Annotated in this window: 18 protein-coding genes and 1 other annotated feature; of the genes, 15 read left to right on the top strand and 3 right to left on the bottom strand. The window is 67.6% G+C overall.

The window, feature by feature from the left end; translation table 11 throughout:
- The 4 genes from ASF22_RS24645 to ASF22_RS16105 form a co-directional block, all read left to right on the top strand.
- Positions 1 to 266, top strand: a 266-nt coding sequence (locus ASF22_RS24645) for a hypothetical protein (protein ID WP_210166660.1), incomplete at its 5' end; no start/stop codon positions are given.
- Positions 267 to 286: 20 nt separating this feature from the next.
- Positions 287 to 1,366: an endonuclease/exonuclease/phosphatase family protein gene (locus tag ASF22_RS16090; RefSeq protein ID WP_056266194.1), complete on the top strand. Its 1,080-nt coding sequence runs from the start codon at positions 287 to 289 to the stop codon at positions 1,364 to 1,366.
- 77 nt (positions 1,367 to 1,443) lie between these two features.
- Positions 1,444 to 1,499: a sequence feature (sul1 is cis-regulatory element that is thought to sense ions involved in sulfur or methionine metabolism; They are found in Alphaproteobacteria), on the top strand.
- 114 nt (positions 1,500 to 1,613) lie between these two features.
- Positions 1,614 to 3,095, top strand: coding sequence for a SulP family inorganic anion transporter (locus tag ASF22_RS16100; RefSeq protein ID WP_056266200.1), 1,482 nt, complete (start codon positions 1,614 to 1,616; stop codon positions 3,093 to 3,095).
- A 154-nt stretch (positions 3,096 to 3,249) separates the two neighbouring features.
- A complete protein-coding gene (locus ASF22_RS16105; protein WP_056266203.1) occupies positions 3,250 to 3,624 on the top strand; it encodes a response regulator in 375 nt (124 codons plus the stop codon).
- An 18-nt stretch (positions 3,625 to 3,642) separates the two neighbouring features.
- On the opposite strand, the gene ASF22_RS16110 is transcribed toward ASF22_RS16105, so the two are convergent.
- The 3 genes from ASF22_RS16110 to ASF22_RS16120 all read right to left on the bottom strand — a co-directional run bounded on the left by ASF22_RS16110 (position 3,643) and on the right by ASF22_RS16120 (position 6,933).
- Positions 3,643 to 5,112 carry a PAS domain S-box protein gene (locus tag ASF22_RS16110; protein ID WP_056266205.1) on the bottom strand — a complete coding sequence of 490 codons (1,470 nt, stop codon included), beginning with the start codon at positions 5,110 to 5,112 and terminating at the stop codon, positions 3,643 to 3,645.
- A 260-nt stretch (positions 5,113 to 5,372) separates the two neighbouring features.
- Positions 5,373 to 5,537, bottom strand: a complete 165-nt coding sequence (locus tag ASF22_RS16115; protein WP_156647800.1) for a hypothetical protein — start codon at positions 5,535 to 5,537, stop codon at positions 5,373 to 5,375.
- A gap of 769 nt (positions 5,538 to 6,306) precedes the next feature.
- Positions 6,307 to 6,933 (bottom strand): sigma-70 family RNA polymerase sigma factor, encoded by a 627-nt coding sequence (locus ASF22_RS16120; protein WP_056266212.1) that lies wholly within the window; start codon positions 6,931 to 6,933, stop codon positions 6,307 to 6,309.
- 250 nt (positions 6,934 to 7,183) lie between these two features.
- Between ASF22_RS16120 and ASF22_RS16125 the strand changes: the two genes are divergently transcribed.
- The 11 genes from ASF22_RS16125 (at position 7,184) to ASF22_RS16170 (ending at position 15,509) form a co-directional block, all read left to right on the top strand.
- Positions 7,184 to 8,644, top strand: coding sequence for a helix-turn-helix transcriptional regulator (locus tag ASF22_RS16125; protein WP_056266215.1), 1,461 nt, complete (start codon positions 7,184 to 7,186; stop codon positions 8,642 to 8,644).
- A 91-nt stretch (positions 8,645 to 8,735) separates the two neighbouring features.
- Positions 8,736 to 8,897 carry a CsbD family protein gene (locus ASF22_RS24030; RefSeq protein ID WP_200927151.1) on the top strand — a complete coding sequence of 54 codons (162 nt, stop codon included), beginning with the start codon at positions 8,736 to 8,738 and terminating at the stop codon, positions 8,895 to 8,897.
- A gap of 57 nt (positions 8,898 to 8,954) precedes the next feature.
- Positions 8,955 to 9,458 carry a CsbD family protein gene (locus ASF22_RS16130; RefSeq protein ID WP_056266218.1) on the top strand — a complete coding sequence of 168 codons (504 nt, stop codon included), beginning with the start codon at positions 8,955 to 8,957 and terminating at the stop codon, positions 9,456 to 9,458.
- Between the two features lie 129 nt (positions 9,459 to 9,587).
- Positions 9,588 to 10,502 (top strand): hypothetical protein, encoded by a 915-nt coding sequence (locus tag ASF22_RS16135; RefSeq protein ID WP_056266221.1) that lies wholly within the window; start codon positions 9,588 to 9,590, stop codon positions 10,500 to 10,502.
- 79 nt (positions 10,503 to 10,581) lie between these two features.
- A complete protein-coding gene (locus ASF22_RS16140; protein WP_056171488.1) occupies positions 10,582 to 10,785 on the top strand; it encodes a CsbD family protein in 204 nt (67 codons plus the stop codon).
- A gap of 67 nt (positions 10,786 to 10,852) precedes the next feature.
- Positions 10,853 to 11,290 carry a CsbD family protein gene (locus ASF22_RS16145; RefSeq protein ID WP_056266224.1) on the top strand — a complete coding sequence of 146 codons (438 nt, stop codon included), beginning with the start codon at positions 10,853 to 10,855 and terminating at the stop codon, positions 11,288 to 11,290.
- 171 nt (positions 11,291 to 11,461) lie between these two features.
- Positions 11,462 to 11,908, top strand: coding sequence for a BA14K family protein (locus tag ASF22_RS16150; protein ID WP_056266226.1), 447 nt, complete (start codon positions 11,462 to 11,464; stop codon positions 11,906 to 11,908).
- 34 nt (positions 11,909 to 11,942) lie between these two features.
- Positions 11,943 to 13,361 carry a TAXI family TRAP transporter solute-binding subunit gene (locus ASF22_RS16155; protein ID WP_056266230.1) on the top strand — a complete coding sequence of 473 codons (1,419 nt, stop codon included), beginning with the start codon at positions 11,943 to 11,945 and terminating at the stop codon, positions 13,359 to 13,361.
- A 58-nt stretch (positions 13,362 to 13,419) separates the two neighbouring features.
- A complete protein-coding gene (locus tag ASF22_RS16160; RefSeq protein ID WP_056172246.1) occupies positions 13,420 to 13,920 on the top strand; it encodes a YidB family protein in 501 nt (166 codons plus the stop codon).
- A gap of 104 nt (positions 13,921 to 14,024) precedes the next feature.
- Complete coding sequence (locus ASF22_RS16165) at positions 14,025 to 15,158, top strand: hypothetical protein (RefSeq protein WP_056266232.1); 1,134 nt, start codon at positions 14,025 to 14,027, stop codon at positions 15,156 to 15,158.
- A 75-nt stretch (positions 15,159 to 15,233) separates the two neighbouring features.
- Positions 15,234 to 15,509, top strand: coding sequence for a hypothetical protein (locus tag ASF22_RS16170; RefSeq protein ID WP_244474312.1), 276 nt, complete (start codon positions 15,234 to 15,236; stop codon positions 15,507 to 15,509).
- The last annotated feature ends 94 nt before the right edge of the window (positions 15,510 to 15,603 follow it).

Consider the following 15,603-nt stretch of genomic DNA (forward strand, 5'->3'; position numbering starts at 1 on the left):
TGCTCCGCACCCGTCTTCTGACCTCGCCGCATGTCCAGCTCCTTCGGTCCTGGCTGATCCTCTCAATCAGCCCGGTCCAAAGCCAGCCAGTCACGTCAACCCCGGGGACCTTGCCGTCGGGCACGTCGCATGACGGCGACGGTCGCGTCGCGCCGCCGAGCGCGATCCAGTCCTCCACCGACGTCATGAAGGGCGGGGCCGTGCAGGGTGACGGCGCGCCTTCGCGAACGAACCCGATCCAGCATCTCCCGAAGGACATGCGCTGAGCGGCGGTGGCGCCGGTACCGTGATCCGGCGCGTCCTCCACGTCGTCACACTCTGCGCGGCCGCGGTGCTGTTCGCCTGCACGTTCCTGCCCCTGGTCCCGACCGAGTGGTGGGCCGTCCGGCTACTCGACTTCCCGCGGCTGCATTGGGCCATCGGGCTCATGGTGGTCGGCGTCGGCGTCCTGCTCTTTCCGTCGACGGCACGGTGGCTGACTGGCCTCGTCCTGGCAGCGGTCCTCTTGGCCCTGGCGGTCAATGTCGCGATCCTGTGGCCGTACCGGCCGGACGGGGGTGGCCACGTGGAGGCATGCCCGGTGGACCGCAGCCTTTCCGTTCTGATCGCGAACGTCCAGCTTGGGAACCGCAACGCTCCGGGTTTGCTCGACACCGTCCGAAAGGCCGACCCCGACCTGTTCCTCGCGATGGAGACGGATGCGTGGTGGGACGGAGCGCTCGACCCCCTCCGGGAGTGGATGCCAAACGTCCTGAAGCGGATCACCGGGTCGTACTACGGGATCGAGCTCTACTCACGCCTGCCCCTGAACGACGGCGAGATCCGCCATCTCGCGAAGCGGGAGACGCCGGCCATCGTCACCGGCGTGACCATGCGGACGGGCGAGACCGTCGACTTCATAGGGCTCCACCCGAAGCCTCCGCTCCCGTGGCAGTCGTCCCTCGGCAGGGACGCCGAGCTCTACGCGGCCGCAAGCATCCTCAACGAGCGCGTCGAACCCGGTATCCTGGCGGGCGACCTCAACGCGACGCCATGGGAGATCGCGGTCGGGCGGGTTCGACGGCTCTCGGGCCTCGTCGACCCGCGCCGCGGCTACGGCTACGTCGCAACCTGGAACGCGGGATCGTCCTGGCTGCGCTGGCCACTCGACCAGGTCTTCCACGAGGGGGGATTCGAGACGGTATCCGTCGACCGGCTCGACGCCTTCGGGTCCGACCACTTCCCCTACCTGGTCCGTCTGTGCCGGCGCACCGGCGCATCCGCCGATCCCTTGACGCCTCCTGACGCGGATGACGTCGCCGCGGCCAACGCCACCCTCACCGCCGCCGGGGCATCGGAAAGGGTACGTCTGCCGACGGACCGCTGATACGCCCGCTCCCCGGGGCGATGGCCTGCAACCCTTATTGCGTCGCGGCATCGAACCGCGTTATGGGTCCACATCCAACAGGACCCGGTGAAACCCCGGGTGGCTCTTCCGGCCGCCGATCCGCCGGACCACGCAATCGACGATGACCGTGTCGCGGACCTCCGAGGAGGCCGACCCATCGTCTTGCGCATCCTGCACCGGATCGATGACGCTTCGCGTGCGGGACGACGAAAGTCTCCCACCCATCATGAACCTTGCACACCTCCGGAGCGAATGGGCTCCGAACGTCACGCGCGAACTCCTGGCCGGCACGGTCGTCGCGCTGGCGCTGATCCCCGAGGCTATCGCCTTCTCGATCATCGCCGGCGTCGACCCGAAGGTCGGCCTCTACGCCTCCTTCTGCATCGCCGTGGTCACCGCCTTCGCCGGCGGCCGCCCGGCCATGATCTCCGCCGCCACCGGTGCCATGGCGCTGCTCATGGTCGGCCTCGTGAAGGACCACGGCGTCGGCTACCTCTTCGCCGCCACCATCCTCACCGGTCTGCTCCAGATCGTCGCCGGGGCGCTTCGCCTGGGCAACCTGATGCGGTTCGTCTCGCGCTCGGTGGTCACCGGGTTCGTCAACGCGCTGGCGATCCTGATCTTCCTGGCACAGATGCCGGAGCTCCTCGGTCAGGGCGCCACGGTCTACGTCATGACCGCCGTCGGCCTGGGCATCGTCTACGGCCTGCCGTACCTGACCAAGGCGGTACCCTCGCCACTGGTCACCATCGTCCTGCTCACGGCGGTCTCGATGTACCTCGGCCTCGGCATCCACACGGTCGGCGACATGGGCGCGCTCCCGAGTGATCTGCCCTGGGTGGCCCTGCCGCAGGTGCCGTTCACCCTCGACACCCTGCGGATCATCCTGCCGGTCTCGCTGACCCTGACCATGGTCGGGCTGCTGGAGAGCCTGATGACGGCGGCCATCGTCGACGAGATGACCGACACGACGTCGAACAAGAACCGCGAATGCGCCGGCCAGGGCGTCGCCAACATCGCTTCGGGGTTCCTGGGTGGCATGGCCGGCTGCGCCATGATCGGGCAGTCGGTCATCAATGTCTCTTCGGGTGGACGCGGACGACTTTCGACCCTGTGGGCCGGCGCCTTCCTGCTGTTCCTGATTGTGGCGCTCGGCCGCTACGTTGCGCAGATCCCGATGGCGGCACTGGTCGCGGTGATGATCATGGTGGCCATCAACACCTTCCAGTGGAAGTCGCTCGGGACCCTGGTTACCCACCCGAAGGCGTCGAGCTTCGTGATGCTTGGTACCGTGGCGGTGGTGGTCGCGACCCACGACCTCGCCAAGGGCGTGCTGTTCGGCGTCATCCTGAGCGGGCTGTTCTTCGCCCAAAAGGTCACCAAGTTCTTCGCCGTGCGCTCGTCCCGTGGCGAGGGCGACGTGCGGACCTACCAGGTAACCGGGCAGATCTTCTTCGCGACGGCGGAAGCCTTCCACGCCGCCTTCGACTTCCGCGAGGAGGCGCTCAAGGGCGTCGTGATCGACCTACAGGCGGCGCACTTCTGGGACATCTCGGCCATCAACGCCCTCGACCGGGTGGTTCTGAAGTTCCGCCACCACGGCATTGGAGTCGACCTCGTTGGCATGAACGAGGCGACCGCGACGATGGTCGAGCGCGTCGGCACGCACGACAAGCCCGGGGCGACCTTCGCCGTCGGAGGGCACTGACGGCGCCCCGGCATGGGCCTGGGGGCGATCCGGCGGCCCCTCCTCTTTCTCCACCGTCCAGGTCGAGGGAACAGACGTCCGGTGCTTCGACTCGCCACCCATGCAATCGAAGCCGGAATTGGCAACCGAAGGAAGGTTTGCCGGTTGAGACGCCATGGTGATGAAGCGTGCCCCCGAAGCATCCGTCATTCTCGTGGTCGAGGACGACGACCTCGTTCGGATGAACGCCGTCGAGATGCTGGAGGATGCCGGCTTCGCAGTCGTCGAGGCACGCCATGCCGACGAGGCATGGGACCTTCTTCACAGGCGGTCGGACATCGGTGTGGTTTTCACCGACGTCGACATGCCGGGCTCGATGTGCGGCGTAACCCTGGCCGAGCGTGTCTGCGAGAACTGGCCTGACATCCGGCTGGTCCTCACATCTGGGCGCCACCGGTTTTCCGCAGGCGAGGTGCCCGACCACGGCCTGTTCGTATCCAAGCCCTACCAAGCGTCTCAGGTCATCGACGCGATCCACCGCGCGGAGTGACATCTTCGAGTGGGGCCTTCAGTCCCTCGTGATCTCCGGCAGCGGTGCCTCGGCCGTGAACACGACGCCGCGCGGCCTGTACTCGATCTCGGCCGTCCCGCCGATCTCCTGAGCGAGCGCCCGCTCGATCATGCGGGAGCCGAAACCGGTTCGGGTCGGCCGGGAAACATGGGGCCCGCCCACCTCCTGCCACTGGAACCAGAGCCGGTCGGAACCGGACCTGTCCGCAACGTCCCAGCTCACGATCACACGTCCGTCGTCCAGCGAAAGGGACCCGTACTTGACGGAGTTCGTCGCGAGTTCGTGGATGGCGAGGGCGAAGGCCAGGGCGACGCGAGGTGCAAGTCGCAGTATCGGACCGCCGATCTTGAAGCGATGGTCCTGCTCCACGCCGAACGGGTGCAGCGCCGCGATGACCACCTCCGTCAGGGTCGCCCAGTCGCCGCTGCCCCGTGCCAGCATCTCCGTCGCGGCCGACAGGGAGCGCAGCCGCGACTCCATCGCGACCTGCGCCTCCTCCAGGGAGGCCGCGCCGCGCAGAGTCTGTCGAGAGATGGATTGGACGGTCGCCAAAGTGTTCTGGATGCGGTGGTTGAGTTCGCCCGCCAGGAGATCCCGGTGCTCCTCCGCCCGCTTGCGGTCGGTGATGTCCAGACTGATCCCGGCGATGCTCAGGGGCGTGCCGTCCGCACGGTACGACGCCTGCCCGCGGAACTGCAGCCAGCGGGTCTCGCCTTGCTGAGTGATGACCCGGATCTCGACGTCGTAGTCCGAGTGGCCCGCGATGGCGGCGTCACGGGCCGCGAGCTTCCTGGGAAGGTCCTCCGGATGGATGGCCGCCAGCATTTCCTCGTAGGTCAGGGGGTCGTTCGCCGACCGCCCAAAATTTTCCTTGAACCCGTCCGACGAGACGAGACGCATGACGCCGAGGTCGAGCGTCCAGGCCCCGAGGCGCCCGGCCTTCAGGGTGAACCGAAGGCGCTCCTCACTCTGAATGAGTTCGAGGGACCGGCGCGCGGACTCCGCCTCCAAGGCATCTCGGTCCTTCTGAAGGAAGACGAGACGCTCTTTTTCCAGGGTCACGTCGTATTGCGAGGCGAAGTAATAGGTGAGCTCTCCGTCCTGCGCGAAGACCGGCGAGACGAGGAGGCGGTTCCAGAACGCGGTACCGTCCTTGCGACGGTTCTTAAGATCGATCTCGATGGTGACGCGCCGCTCGATGGCATCCCGGATGCGGGCAACGTCCTCCGGGTCCGTCTCGGGACCCTGGAGGAAACGACAGTTGCGTCCGATGATCTCCCCGCGGGCGTAGCCAGTCAGCTTCACGAACGCTTCGTTCACGTACACGATGGGATTGTCGGGCAGCCGCGGGTCGGTGATCACCATCGGCATGCGTGTCGCGCGAACGGCGGCCGCAAATGGATCTGAGCCAGCGACGGTGCTGGTGATCTCGGCGTCGATCCGCGCGCCGTCGGCATGGTCGTTCAAGGTGGAAAAATCCTGTTGATCGGAATCGTTCTACAGAGCGGATCCGGCCATGCCAGAGGTGTGGGTGTCACACCGTTGAGCGGCCGTCCTCGGATGGAAGAACCTTTGACGTGTCGACGTCCCGGTCCTCGAATGGCCCGCCTTCCACGACCTCGAACAGGACCAGGCTTTCGTTATCCGGTTGCAGGACAAGGGTGAGATCCTTCCTCGGTCGCCACCTGGCTGCGCCTTGTCCTAGGCCTTTCTCATCCGCGCGACCGTCATGCAGACGCCGGTGTGTCGCCCTCGCCCCGCGCGAGGTAGCGGACCATGAGCTCGCCCGTGGCCCGGGCTGCGTAAGCGGCCCCGGCCTCGTCGGCATGCGGTGGGACGAGCTCCGTAACAGGCCGTCCGTCCAGGATCGCCGCAAGTTCGGATCGTGCCATGCCGGACTCGATGGCCTCCCGAATGGCTTGCGCCGCGTATTCCTCCGGCGCCACGTTCAGACGCGTATTCCCGGGTCCGTCGGCGCCCCCGGCAGGTTCTCGGGGCCGATACCAGGTTCGACGGGCTCCTCGATAGGTGGCTCGTCATAGGGCGCGGATGGCTCGTCCGGCCCAAGTGGTCGCTCGCCCGGGAACGGTCTCGGCGGCAACTCCGACGGGATTTCACCATCGGGAATGAGATCGGTCACGCCAGGGTCGGCCATCTTAAGATCCTCCATAGCCATTCGTATGGATGGCCTACGGGCCGGGCGTGCGCCCGGAGCGGCACGACACCCGGCCCTGCGGCCATGCCGGACCTGATCGGGGGACTCAGAAGGTCCGTCATAACTTCGGGATGAAGTAGACGTCCGCATGCGTACGCCCTGCAACGACCAGGAGATATGCTCACCCGGCAAACGCTCAATGATGCAGATGCATCATTTTGGCGGGAGACGACTTGGTAAAACGTGGCGAGTAGCCAACGTTCCGAAGCCCTGCCCAGGCATCCTTCGACAAGAACTCCGACGACATGTTCGCCGGCAAGGCACATCCGGCGAGTTCCACGAAGACGCCTGCTTAGCGGAGCGCGATGACTTTCAGGATGCGAGACGCGGGTTAGGCCCTCGTTCCCACAGGTTGCCATCTATGGCGATCTGGATTTTGGCCTCCATCTGTGCGGGATCGAGCGGCCTGGGAACCGCTTCGCGGTGGTCGGCAGATGCGTCCGCCTTCATGAAAGACCCAAAGCCGTCGCGAGGCGTTCGCGCGCCCTATTCACACGACTCTTCACGGTGCCGACCCGGCAGCCCAGGATGGCGGCGGCGTCCTCGTGCCGGAGCCCATCAACCGTCACCAAAAGCAAGGTCTCGCGCTGCTCGTCGGGTAGGGCATCCAGAGCGGACTGCAACTCGGTCAGGGCGATACGGTGCTCCTGGTCGGGAGCCGACGACAACCTGCCCGCGATGGCTCCGTCGACATCCTCGACCTCGCGTCGCAGTCGCTTGCACTGGTTCAGGTGGGTGTTGCGCAGGATCGTGAACAGCCACGCGACGAGGTTGGTGCCGTCCCTGAACTGGGACCGGTGCTCCCACGCCCGCATCAGGGTCGCCTGCACCATGTCGTCGGCCTCCGCCTCCGAGCCGGTACGAAGCCGCGCGAACCGGCGCAGGCGCGGCACCAGGGCGATGAGTTCGTCGCCGAACGCCTTCGTGACCTGTCGCTCCGCCTCCGCGTCGAGCAGTGCGGCCCGGAGCCGGAGCAGTACCCGGCCGAGCCGCGTGTCAGGGTCGACATCGACCGTTTTCGGGATGAGCCCGTTTAAGTGCTGTCCGAGCAGATCCTGGACATGGCGGGGCAATCCCTCTCCAGGCGAAGGTTCGTCAGAGATTATGCTTAAGTACATGTGAGAAGATTCAACCTTCGCCCGGGAAACGTCCGATTCTGTCCGCCCCTCTACGGTAGAAGATGCATGGTCGTTTCTGGCTGATCGTTCACGATCCCGTCAATGATCCAGATATACCAACCAATCGCTCGCAGGTGCCGGAACCGTCCTCCCCGACCGGCTGTTACGGCCTCGCTTGATCCAAGCAGCGGGAGGGTGGTCGAAGGTGACGGTTGGCGTCGACAGGCATGAGCTCCGGCAGATCATCGCCGGCCTCAGCGAGGGCGTGATCTTGGTCGAGCCCGACCAGACCATCGCCTACGCCAACGAGGCTGCGCTCGCGATGCACGGGGCGGAGAGCGTCGGCGAACTCGGCGAAACCGTAGACGCCTACCGCGAGCGCTTCGCCCTGCGCTACCGGAATAACCATGCGCCGAACCAGTACCCGATGGAGCGCGTCGTCTCCGGCGAGCGATTCCACGACGTCATCGTAGACGTGAAGCGCACCGACCGGCCCGACGTCGACTTCGTCCATTCCCTGCGCAGCCTTGTCGCCACCGACCGGGAGGGCAATCCGAGCTGCCTCGCCCTCATTCTCAAGGATGTGTCGGAGCAGTTCGAGGCCGAGGAGCGGTTCGAGACCACCTTCAACGCCAACCCGGCCCCGGCCGTTATCTGCCGGCTCTCGGACCTGCGCCACGTGAAGGTGAACCTCGGCTTCCTGGAGATGACCGGGTACACCCGGGACGCCGTGATCGGCCGCAGCGTCTACGAGGTGGATGTGCTGGCCGGCGCCCGTAGCCGCGACCTCGCGATCTCCCGCCTGAACAGCGGCGGCACCATCCCGCAGATGGAAGCCTGCCTCGACCTGCCCGATGGCGGCACCCGCTACGTCATCGTCGCCGGCCAGCCGATGGAGCTCGGCGACGAGCCGTGCATGCTGTTCACCTTCGCCGACCTGGACCTTCGACGGAAGGCTGAGACGGCCTTGCGCCAGAGCGAGGAGCGCTTCGCGAAGGCGTTCAGCATGACCCCGGTGCCGACCCTGTTGGCACGCGCGGACGGCTTCACCATCACGGGTGCGAACGAGGCTTTCACCCGTGTGTTCGGCTATGGCGCTGACAAGGTCGCCGGGCGCTCGCCAGCGGATCTCGGACTCTGGGTGCACGATGCGGCCCGGATCAAGTTCGAGTCGGCGGTGGCCCGCACCGGTTTCGTGCTCGGCCTGGAGGTCTGCCTCAAGCACGAGGACGGCACCAACTTCGATTGCCTGGCCTCGGCCGAGCGGGTGGAGATCGGCTCGGAGACTTACGCCTTGATGGTCCTGCAGGACATCACCGAGCGGAAGCGCACGGAACGGGAGATGTTCGAAGCCGTGGAGGCGGTTATGGCCGACACCTCCTGGTTCAGCCGCGGCCTCATCGAAAAGCTTGCCAACCTGCGCCGGCCGGGTGCCGACCACAAGGACGGTATCGTCCCGAACGTCTCGGTGCGCGAACGCCAAATCCTTGATCTTATCTGCCAGGGCCTCGGCGACGAGGCCATCGCCGGGCGGCTCAACCTGTCCAAGAACACGGTGCGCAACCACTCCGCGTCGCTCTACCGGAAGCTGGGCGTCCACAAGCGTTCCGAGGCCATCGTCTGGGGCCGGGACAACGGATTTCCGTTAACCGAACCGAGTAAATAAATTCATTCGATTGGTACATTTGCATCATTGCTCGTCGGGAACGACGAGCCATTTTATAGATGTGTCAATCGCCCAGATTTTGGAGCAATCCGTGAACGCGCAGAAGACGACCGACGCGTCTGACAAGGTCAAAGGCTCCATCACGGAAGCCATCGGAAAGCTGGTCGGCGATTCCAAAGTCGAGGCCGAGGGCAAGTCTCAGAAAAAATTACCGAAGTCCGACGCGAAACCGAAGACCACCTCTAAGCCGTAGCTTCGGTCAGGCCTCGCACCCACGAACACCATCCCCGAAGAACACAGGAACAACACCATGGTTGATACGGATCGCATCACCGGCGCTGCCAAGGAACTCGGCGGCAAGGTGCAGGGCGCGGTGGGCGACCTCACCGGCTCGAAGCGGGACTCGGTCGAGGGCCGCGCCCGCGAGGCGCAGGGCACCGCCGAGAACCTCTACGGCCAGGCCAAGGACACGGTCCGCGACGCCGCCGAGCACGTCGCCGACACCGCCCGGGACATCGGCGGCAAGGTTCGCGATACCGTCGGCGGCCTGATCGGAGCCGACGACATCGAGGATCGCGCCCGCCGCGCCCAGGGTGCCGCCGGCGACACCTACGAGCGCGGTGAGCGTTACGTCCGCAGCGCCGGTCGCGATGCCTACGACCGGGCCGAGGACGCCTACGAGAACGGCGGCCGGTACCTGCGTGAGGGTGGCCGCGAGGCCACCAGCCAGATCGCGGAGCACCCCATCGCCGCTCTGATCGTGGCCGGCCTCCTCGGCTACGGCCTCGGCCTGCTCATCCACCGCCGCGACTGATCCGTAGGCCCATGATCTTGGTCCGACCGCGACGGGACTGCGCGGTCGGACCCTGATGTTCCACCCCACCGACCAACCTCTCGAACGACCGAACGACTCGGACGACCGACCACCCGGAGTACCTGTAACGTGTCCACTTCCCCCATCCTCGCCACCCCTGGCGCCTCGGCCGATACCCGCACCGTTCTGCTGAACCAAGTTTCCTGGGGCGCGATCTTCGCAGGCGTCGTCACCGCCCTGGTGACCCAGGTCATCCTGAACATGGTCGGCGTCGGCGTCGGCCTGTCCAGCGTCGGCCCGGTGGCCGCCGACAACCCGGCCGCCTCGACCCTTTCGCTGAGCGCCGGCATTTGGTTCGTGGGCTCGGGCATCGTCGCGGCGCTTGCCGGCGGCTTCATCGCCGGGCGCCTCTCGGGCAAGCCCATCAACGGCGCCGCCGGCCTGCACGGCTTGGTCTCCTGGGCGGTCACCACCCTGGTGGTGCTGTACCTGCTCACCTCCGCGGCCGGTGGTCTCATCGGCGGCGCGTTCTCGGGCGTGACAAGCACGCTCGGCGGCGCAGGCTCGCTGGTTGGCGGCACCGTGCAGACGGCGGCCCAGGCTGCCGCGCCGTCGCTGTCGAAGATCTCGAACCCCTTCGACGGCATCGAGCAGTCGGTCCGCAACCAGGCCGCCGGCCAGGACCCGCAGGCCGCCAAGGACGCAGCCGTCGCCGCGATCCGCGCCCTGTTCACCGGTGACCCGGCCCAGAAGGCCCAGGCCGAGAACCGCGCCGCCGACGCCCTCGCCAAGGCCCAGGGCATCCCGGTCGACCAGGCCAAGGCCCAGATCCAGGACTACAAGAAGCAGTACGACGAGACCATCGCCACCGCCAAGGTGAAGGCCGAGCAGGCGGCCGTCGCCGCCAAGTCGGCGGCCACCCAGGGTGCCTTCTACGGCGCGCTCGCGCTGATCCTCGGAGCGCTCGCCGGCTTCTTCGGTGGCCGCCTCGGCGCTCCGAAGCTCCACACCCTGGCCGACGCCTACGACGCCCGTCGCGTCTGAGCCGATCCCCGGCCGGTCAACGCGACTGGCCGGGGATCCTTCTCGGACATTCCGTCACCCGGACCGAAAGAATCAGTCCATGAGCAGCACCACCGATAAGCTGAAAGGCCTCGCCAACGAGGCTGCCGGCAACGTCAAGCAGGCCGCCGGCAAGGTCACCGGCAACGACAAGCTCGTCGTCGAGGGCAAGGCGCAGGAACTCAAGGGTGAGGCCCAGCGCACCGTCGGCGAGGCCAAGGACGGCGTCGCCTCCGTGGTCGACAAGGTCACCGGCAAGCACTGATCTCGTACGGGCGGCGAGTGACCCGACTGGGTCCCGTCGCCCCGTCATTCGAACCCAGGAGTATCCCATGAACGGTGACCAGTTCCGCGGCGCGTCCCGCCACCTCAAGGGTCGCGCCCAGACCGCCGTCGGCGGCCTCACCGGCGATCCGGCTCGCCAGGTGCGCGGCGCCGTCAACCAGGTGGCCGGAGGGGCTCAGTACGCCTACGGCCGCGCCCGCAACCGCGCCGAGGATCTCCTGGACGACGGGCGCGACATCGCCCACGAGGTCCGGGATCGCGCCGGCAACCTGATCGAGGACGGGCGTCATCTCGTCGACGAGGCGCGCGACCGTGCGGGGAACCTGATCTCGGACGGTCGCGACTTCGCTCGTCATGCCCGTAAGCGCGGTACGACCTACGGCCGTCAGGCCGTGCGCTACGCCGACGACAACCGCACCTCTGCCCTGCTCGGCCTCGCCGCCATCGCCTTCGCGGTGGGCTGGCTGTCCCGCTCCAAGCGCTGACCCATCACACCGGAGATCACACCATGATCCGCAAGCTCCTCACAGCCTTCCTGCTCCCGAAGGTCATCGCATACGTCAGCCGCCGATTTTCCGGTCGCTCCGGCACCCCGCCGAACCGCCGGGGCTACTGACCTTCCCCCGCCCGAAACCGATTCAGGAAACCCATCCACGATGAAGCTGACCCTCGCCCTCGCCGCCACCGTTGCAGCCACCCTGGTTGGATTGCCGGCCCATGCCGCACCGGCCTCCACAGCGCCTATCGAAGCACTCGTTCGCGGCGATCTGCCGACCGACTACGTCCAGTACCGCCGCTTCGGTCATCGTCATGGTTGGCGCGGTGGACGAGGCTACGGGCGGGGCTACGGCTACCGTCGGGGCTACGGCTATCGCCGCGGTCCCGGCGTCGGTGCCGCGGTGGGCGCTGGCGTCGCCGGCTTGGCGGCCGGGGCCATCATCGGAGGTGCGATCGCCAACTCTCAGGCACAGGCAGCGCCTGTAGTCGTGCAGGGCGGCCCCGGCCCCGAGGCCGTCGCGGCCTGCGCACGCCGCTTCCGGTCCTACGACGCGTCGAGCGGGACGTATCTCGGCAACGACGGCGACCGCCACTCTTGCCCGTAACCGGATCGCCCAGCCGAGCCGAGGCCCGGACCCCATGACCGTTCCGGGCCTCGGCCTGCGCCGCGAGTTCGTGTTCCTCGCCCTCGCGGTGCTGCTCGGGCTCGGAGCGGCGGCGGCCTACTGGGTGTCCCGCGCCACGGTGCTGACCATCGCCGTGGCGCCCAGCGACGGCACCGAGCCGGCCGTGATCCAGGCCTACGCCGACGCCTTGGCCAAGCGGCACAAGGAAATCCGACTCAAGATCTTGCCGTTCGACGACGTTCGCGACAGCGCGGCGGCGCTTCAGGACGGCCGGGCGGACCTTGCCGTCGTGCGTCCGGACGTCGACCTTCCCGACAACGGCCTGACACTCGCGATCCTGCGCGATCAGGCAATGATCATCGCGTCCCCCGAGGCGTCCGGACTGACCAGCTTCCCGGACCTCGACCGCAAGCGCCTGGCCATCCTCGCCCACCGTGACGCAGACCAGGAACTGATCAAGGCGATGGTCGAGCATTACGGTCTGACGCTGCTCGACCAGGATCCCGAAGGGCCGTTGCCACCCCGTCACGTCGCCCTTGTCGAGATGCCTGAGGCCGACCTGGCGGCGGCGTTCGCGAAGAAGCGCGTGGACGCCGTCATCTCCGTGATCTCACCGACGGCGCAGGCCGCCCAACGCATCATCGGCATCGTGCAGGGTGCGAGCAAGAACCGGAAGGTGGCCTTCGTGACGGTCGCGAACGCCGACGCCATCGTCGCCCGGCTGCCGCGGCTCCAGGCGGTCACCATGCCGGCCGAGACCTTCGGCGGTAGCCCGAAGGTGCCGGCCGAGGACGTGGCCACCGTCGGCGCCTCCTACCGGCTGATGGCGCGGGCGAACCTGTCCCGCCCGGTGGCGGCCGACGTGACCCAGCACCTGTTCGAGTTGCGCAGCGGCATGGCGAACGTCACTCCGGCGGCCGACTACATGCAGGCGCCGAGCTACGACAGCACCGCGGCCGCCACGAGTGCGCGGCTTCCGATCCATCCCGGTGCCGTCGACTATTTCGAACGCGAGCAGCAGGGCTTCGTCGAGCGCTACGAGACCTGGATCTACCTCGTCGCTTTCCTCGGAGGCGGCATCGGCTCCGCGGTCGCGTGGGTGGGACAGCGCCTGTCGCGCATCCGGCGCGAACGCATTGAGGAGGCCACCGACCGGCTGCTGGAGATCCGTCGCGAGGCACAGGACGGCGCGGATGCTGAGCGCCTCGAAGCGCTCGCCCGCGAGATCGACGACCTTGCAGGCGACATCGCCAAGCACGCCCTCGAACGCCCGACCGAGGCCAGGACCATGTCGGCGGCGGCCATCGCCATCGACGCGGCCCGCTCCACGGTCAAGCGAACCATCGTCGCCGGGCAACCTTCGGGCGAAGAGCCCGACCTTGCCGGGCGCATGACATCGACGGGAGTCGCCACGTCCGACGCGGCGGGCTGACCGCGAGACCCCGGATGGCCCCATCCGGCACCACGTTCAACACGGGAAAGGAAATACGATGAGCAAGGGCTACCCCTCGATGACCGCGCTGCTGGGCCTTCTGGCCGTGGCCGGCTACCAGAACCGCGACAAGCTCGCCGAGCTCCTGAAGGGCAACGACACCCCGTCGACCCCCTCGTTGAGCCCGAACCACGGTACGGTCCCGCCGATCCCGAGCACGACGTCGAATACCAACGCCACGGGCGGCATCGGCAATCTCGGCAGCTTGCTGGGTGGCCTCGGCACCGCCGGCGTCGGCGGCCTGATCGCCAGCGGCCTGAGCGAGCTCGTCGACCACTTCACCAAGGGCGGCCACGGCGAGACGGCGAACTCCTGGGTCAACCAGGGCGCCAACCGCGACATCCCCGAGGCGGACCTGGAACGCGCCATCGGCTCGGACACCCTCGACCACCTCACCCAGCAGACCGGCCTGAGCCGCGGCGCGCTTCTGTCGCGTCTCTCGCGCGAGTTGCCTTCCGCCATCGACCGCTATGCCACCGACGGCCGCGCGCCAGCCTGACGCCATGACACGGCCGGTGCCCCAGGGCGCCGGCTAAATACGACGCCGGGCGACGCCGCGCCGGGGTTCGATCCACCGCCTTCCCCCGACATTGCGAGACCCCAATGGCCATCGACTACCGTTCCGAACTCCGACGCCCCTTACCCTTCAGCCTCGCGGTCGTGGCCGCGGTCCTGCTGGTCTGGCTCATCGTCGCCTCCATCGCGGGCGCACGTCAGCGCAGCGCCCGCGACCACCGCATCAAGGACCTGCAAACCCAGCAGACGGCGCTCCGCACCGACCTGGACCGGCAGGTCTCCACCGCCGGCACCCTGACCGCCCTCCAGGCCAAGATCGCCACCGCCCAGCAGCAGGACCAGCAGGCAAGCAAGGCCGCCGAGGAGGCGAAGTCCCGCGCCGCAGCCTTGACCAAGGAGCAGCAGGCGGCCGAGGCCAAGGCGACCGAGGCGAAGAAGGCGGCCGAGGCCGAGACCCAGAAGCTCACCGACCTGCAGTCCCAGGTCTCTCAGGCCGAGGGGAAGCTGGCCCCGCTGCGTGAGGCCATCACCACTGCGGAGAAGGCCGCCGTCGACCGGACCCAGGATCTTGCCGAGGTCGGACGCCGACTTGAGGATGCCCGGGTGCAGGAGGCCAAGCTCCGCGCCGATCTCGCGACCATGACCCAGGAGGCGACGGCCAAGAGCGCCGATCTCGCCAAGGCCGAGGAGCGCCAGCAGAACGCCCGTGAGGCCGCCGCCGCAGCCCAGAAGGAACTGGCCGACGCCCGGACCGCGACCGATCAGGTCACGAAGCAGCGTACGGACACGGATCAGGCGGTCGCCGCCCTGACCGCCGGGAAGGACAAGCTCACCTCCGAGATCGAACAGGCCAACCGCGATGCCCAGCAGGCCCGCGACGCCCTGGCGAACGTCCGCAAGGAGCTCGCCGAGGCCCAGGCTCAGCGCGACCGCGTCGTATCCGAGCGTGGTCAGGCTGAGCAGGCGCTGCAGAAGCTCTCCGCCGACCGCGATGCTGGCACAGCCGCCCTCGACGCCCTGCGCAAGCGCCAGACCGACGCGCAAGGAGAGTTGGCCACGCTGACCGAGACCCTGGCAACCCGCAACAAGGAAGCGTCGGCCCTCGACGAGCGGTTGGCCTCGGCGCGGCAGGATTTGAGCACCGCCCAGGCGAAGCTCGCAGAGGTCCGTCAGCAGCTCGCCAACCCGCCCGCCGCCGCGCCGAGCCAGCCGGCTCGCTGAGACGACGGCGACCCACGTGGGCAGCTGCCCGTGTGGGTCGCCCATCCCGGCCCCTCCGCACGCAAAGATCGCACGATGAACATCCGTATTCTCGCCCTGACGACACTAGCCCTCGCCTGGCCCTTGACCGCCTCTCAGCCATCCACGGCACAGGAGGGTCCCGAGATGGAGGCCATGCGGGCGAATTGCGGCGGCGACTACCTTCGCCTGTGCGCCGGGATGAAGCCGGGCGGGCCGGAGGTGAAGGCATGCTTCAAGCGCAATCGCCAGAATCTTTCGCCGGGATGCTCCGGGGCCATTGCCGCCTACGAGCGGTCCCGTGCCGGATCGTCCAGCGAGGCCGACGACTAGGGCCTGTCGTCGCCTGAACAGATTGGCTGGGCTTGCGTTTTCGTCTCTCTGATGGAGGAGGGACGATGCTGAGCGACGCGCAATGGGCTGATCT

It is taken from the genome of Methylobacterium sp. Leaf87 (assembly GCF_001422775.1).
Taxonomy (GTDB): domain Bacteria; phylum Pseudomonadota; class Alphaproteobacteria; order Rhizobiales; family Beijerinckiaceae; genus Methylobacterium.

Coding starts and splice junctions, on each gene's coding strand:
- ASF22_RS16100 (WP_056266200.1), top strand. CDS start 1,614: ATGAACCTTGCACACCTCCGGAGCGAATGGGCTCCGAACGTCACGCGC.
- ASF22_RS16105 (WP_056266203.1), top strand. CDS start 3,250: ATGGTGATGAAGCGTGCCCCCGAAGCATCCGTCATTCTCGTGGTCGAG.
- ASF22_RS16115 (WP_156647800.1), bottom strand. CDS start 5,537: ATGGCACGATCCGAACTTGCGGCGATCCTGGACGGACGGCCTGTTACG.
- ASF22_RS16130 (WP_056266218.1), top strand. CDS start 8,955: ATGGTTGATACGGATCGCATCACCGGCGCTGCCAAGGAACTCGGCGGC.
- ASF22_RS16140 (WP_056171488.1), top strand. CDS start 10,582: ATGAGCAGCACCACCGATAAGCTGAAAGGCCTCGCCAACGAGGCTGCC.
- ASF22_RS16145 (WP_056266224.1), top strand. CDS start 10,853: ATGAACGGTGACCAGTTCCGCGGCGCGTCCCGCCACCTCAAGGGTCGC.
- ASF22_RS16150 (WP_056266226.1), top strand. CDS start 11,462: ATGAAGCTGACCCTCGCCCTCGCCGCCACCGTTGCAGCCACCCTGGTT.
- ASF22_RS16155 (WP_056266230.1), top strand. CDS start 11,943: ATGACCGTTCCGGGCCTCGGCCTGCGCCGCGAGTTCGTGTTCCTCGCC.
- ASF22_RS16160 (WP_056172246.1), top strand. CDS start 13,420: ATGAGCAAGGGCTACCCCTCGATGACCGCGCTGCTGGGCCTTCTGGCC.
- ASF22_RS16165 (WP_056266232.1), top strand. CDS start 14,025: ATGGCCATCGACTACCGTTCCGAACTCCGACGCCCCTTACCCTTCAGC.
- ASF22_RS16170 (WP_244474312.1), top strand. CDS start 15,234: ATGAACATCCGTATTCTCGCCCTGACGACACTAGCCCTCGCCTGGCCC.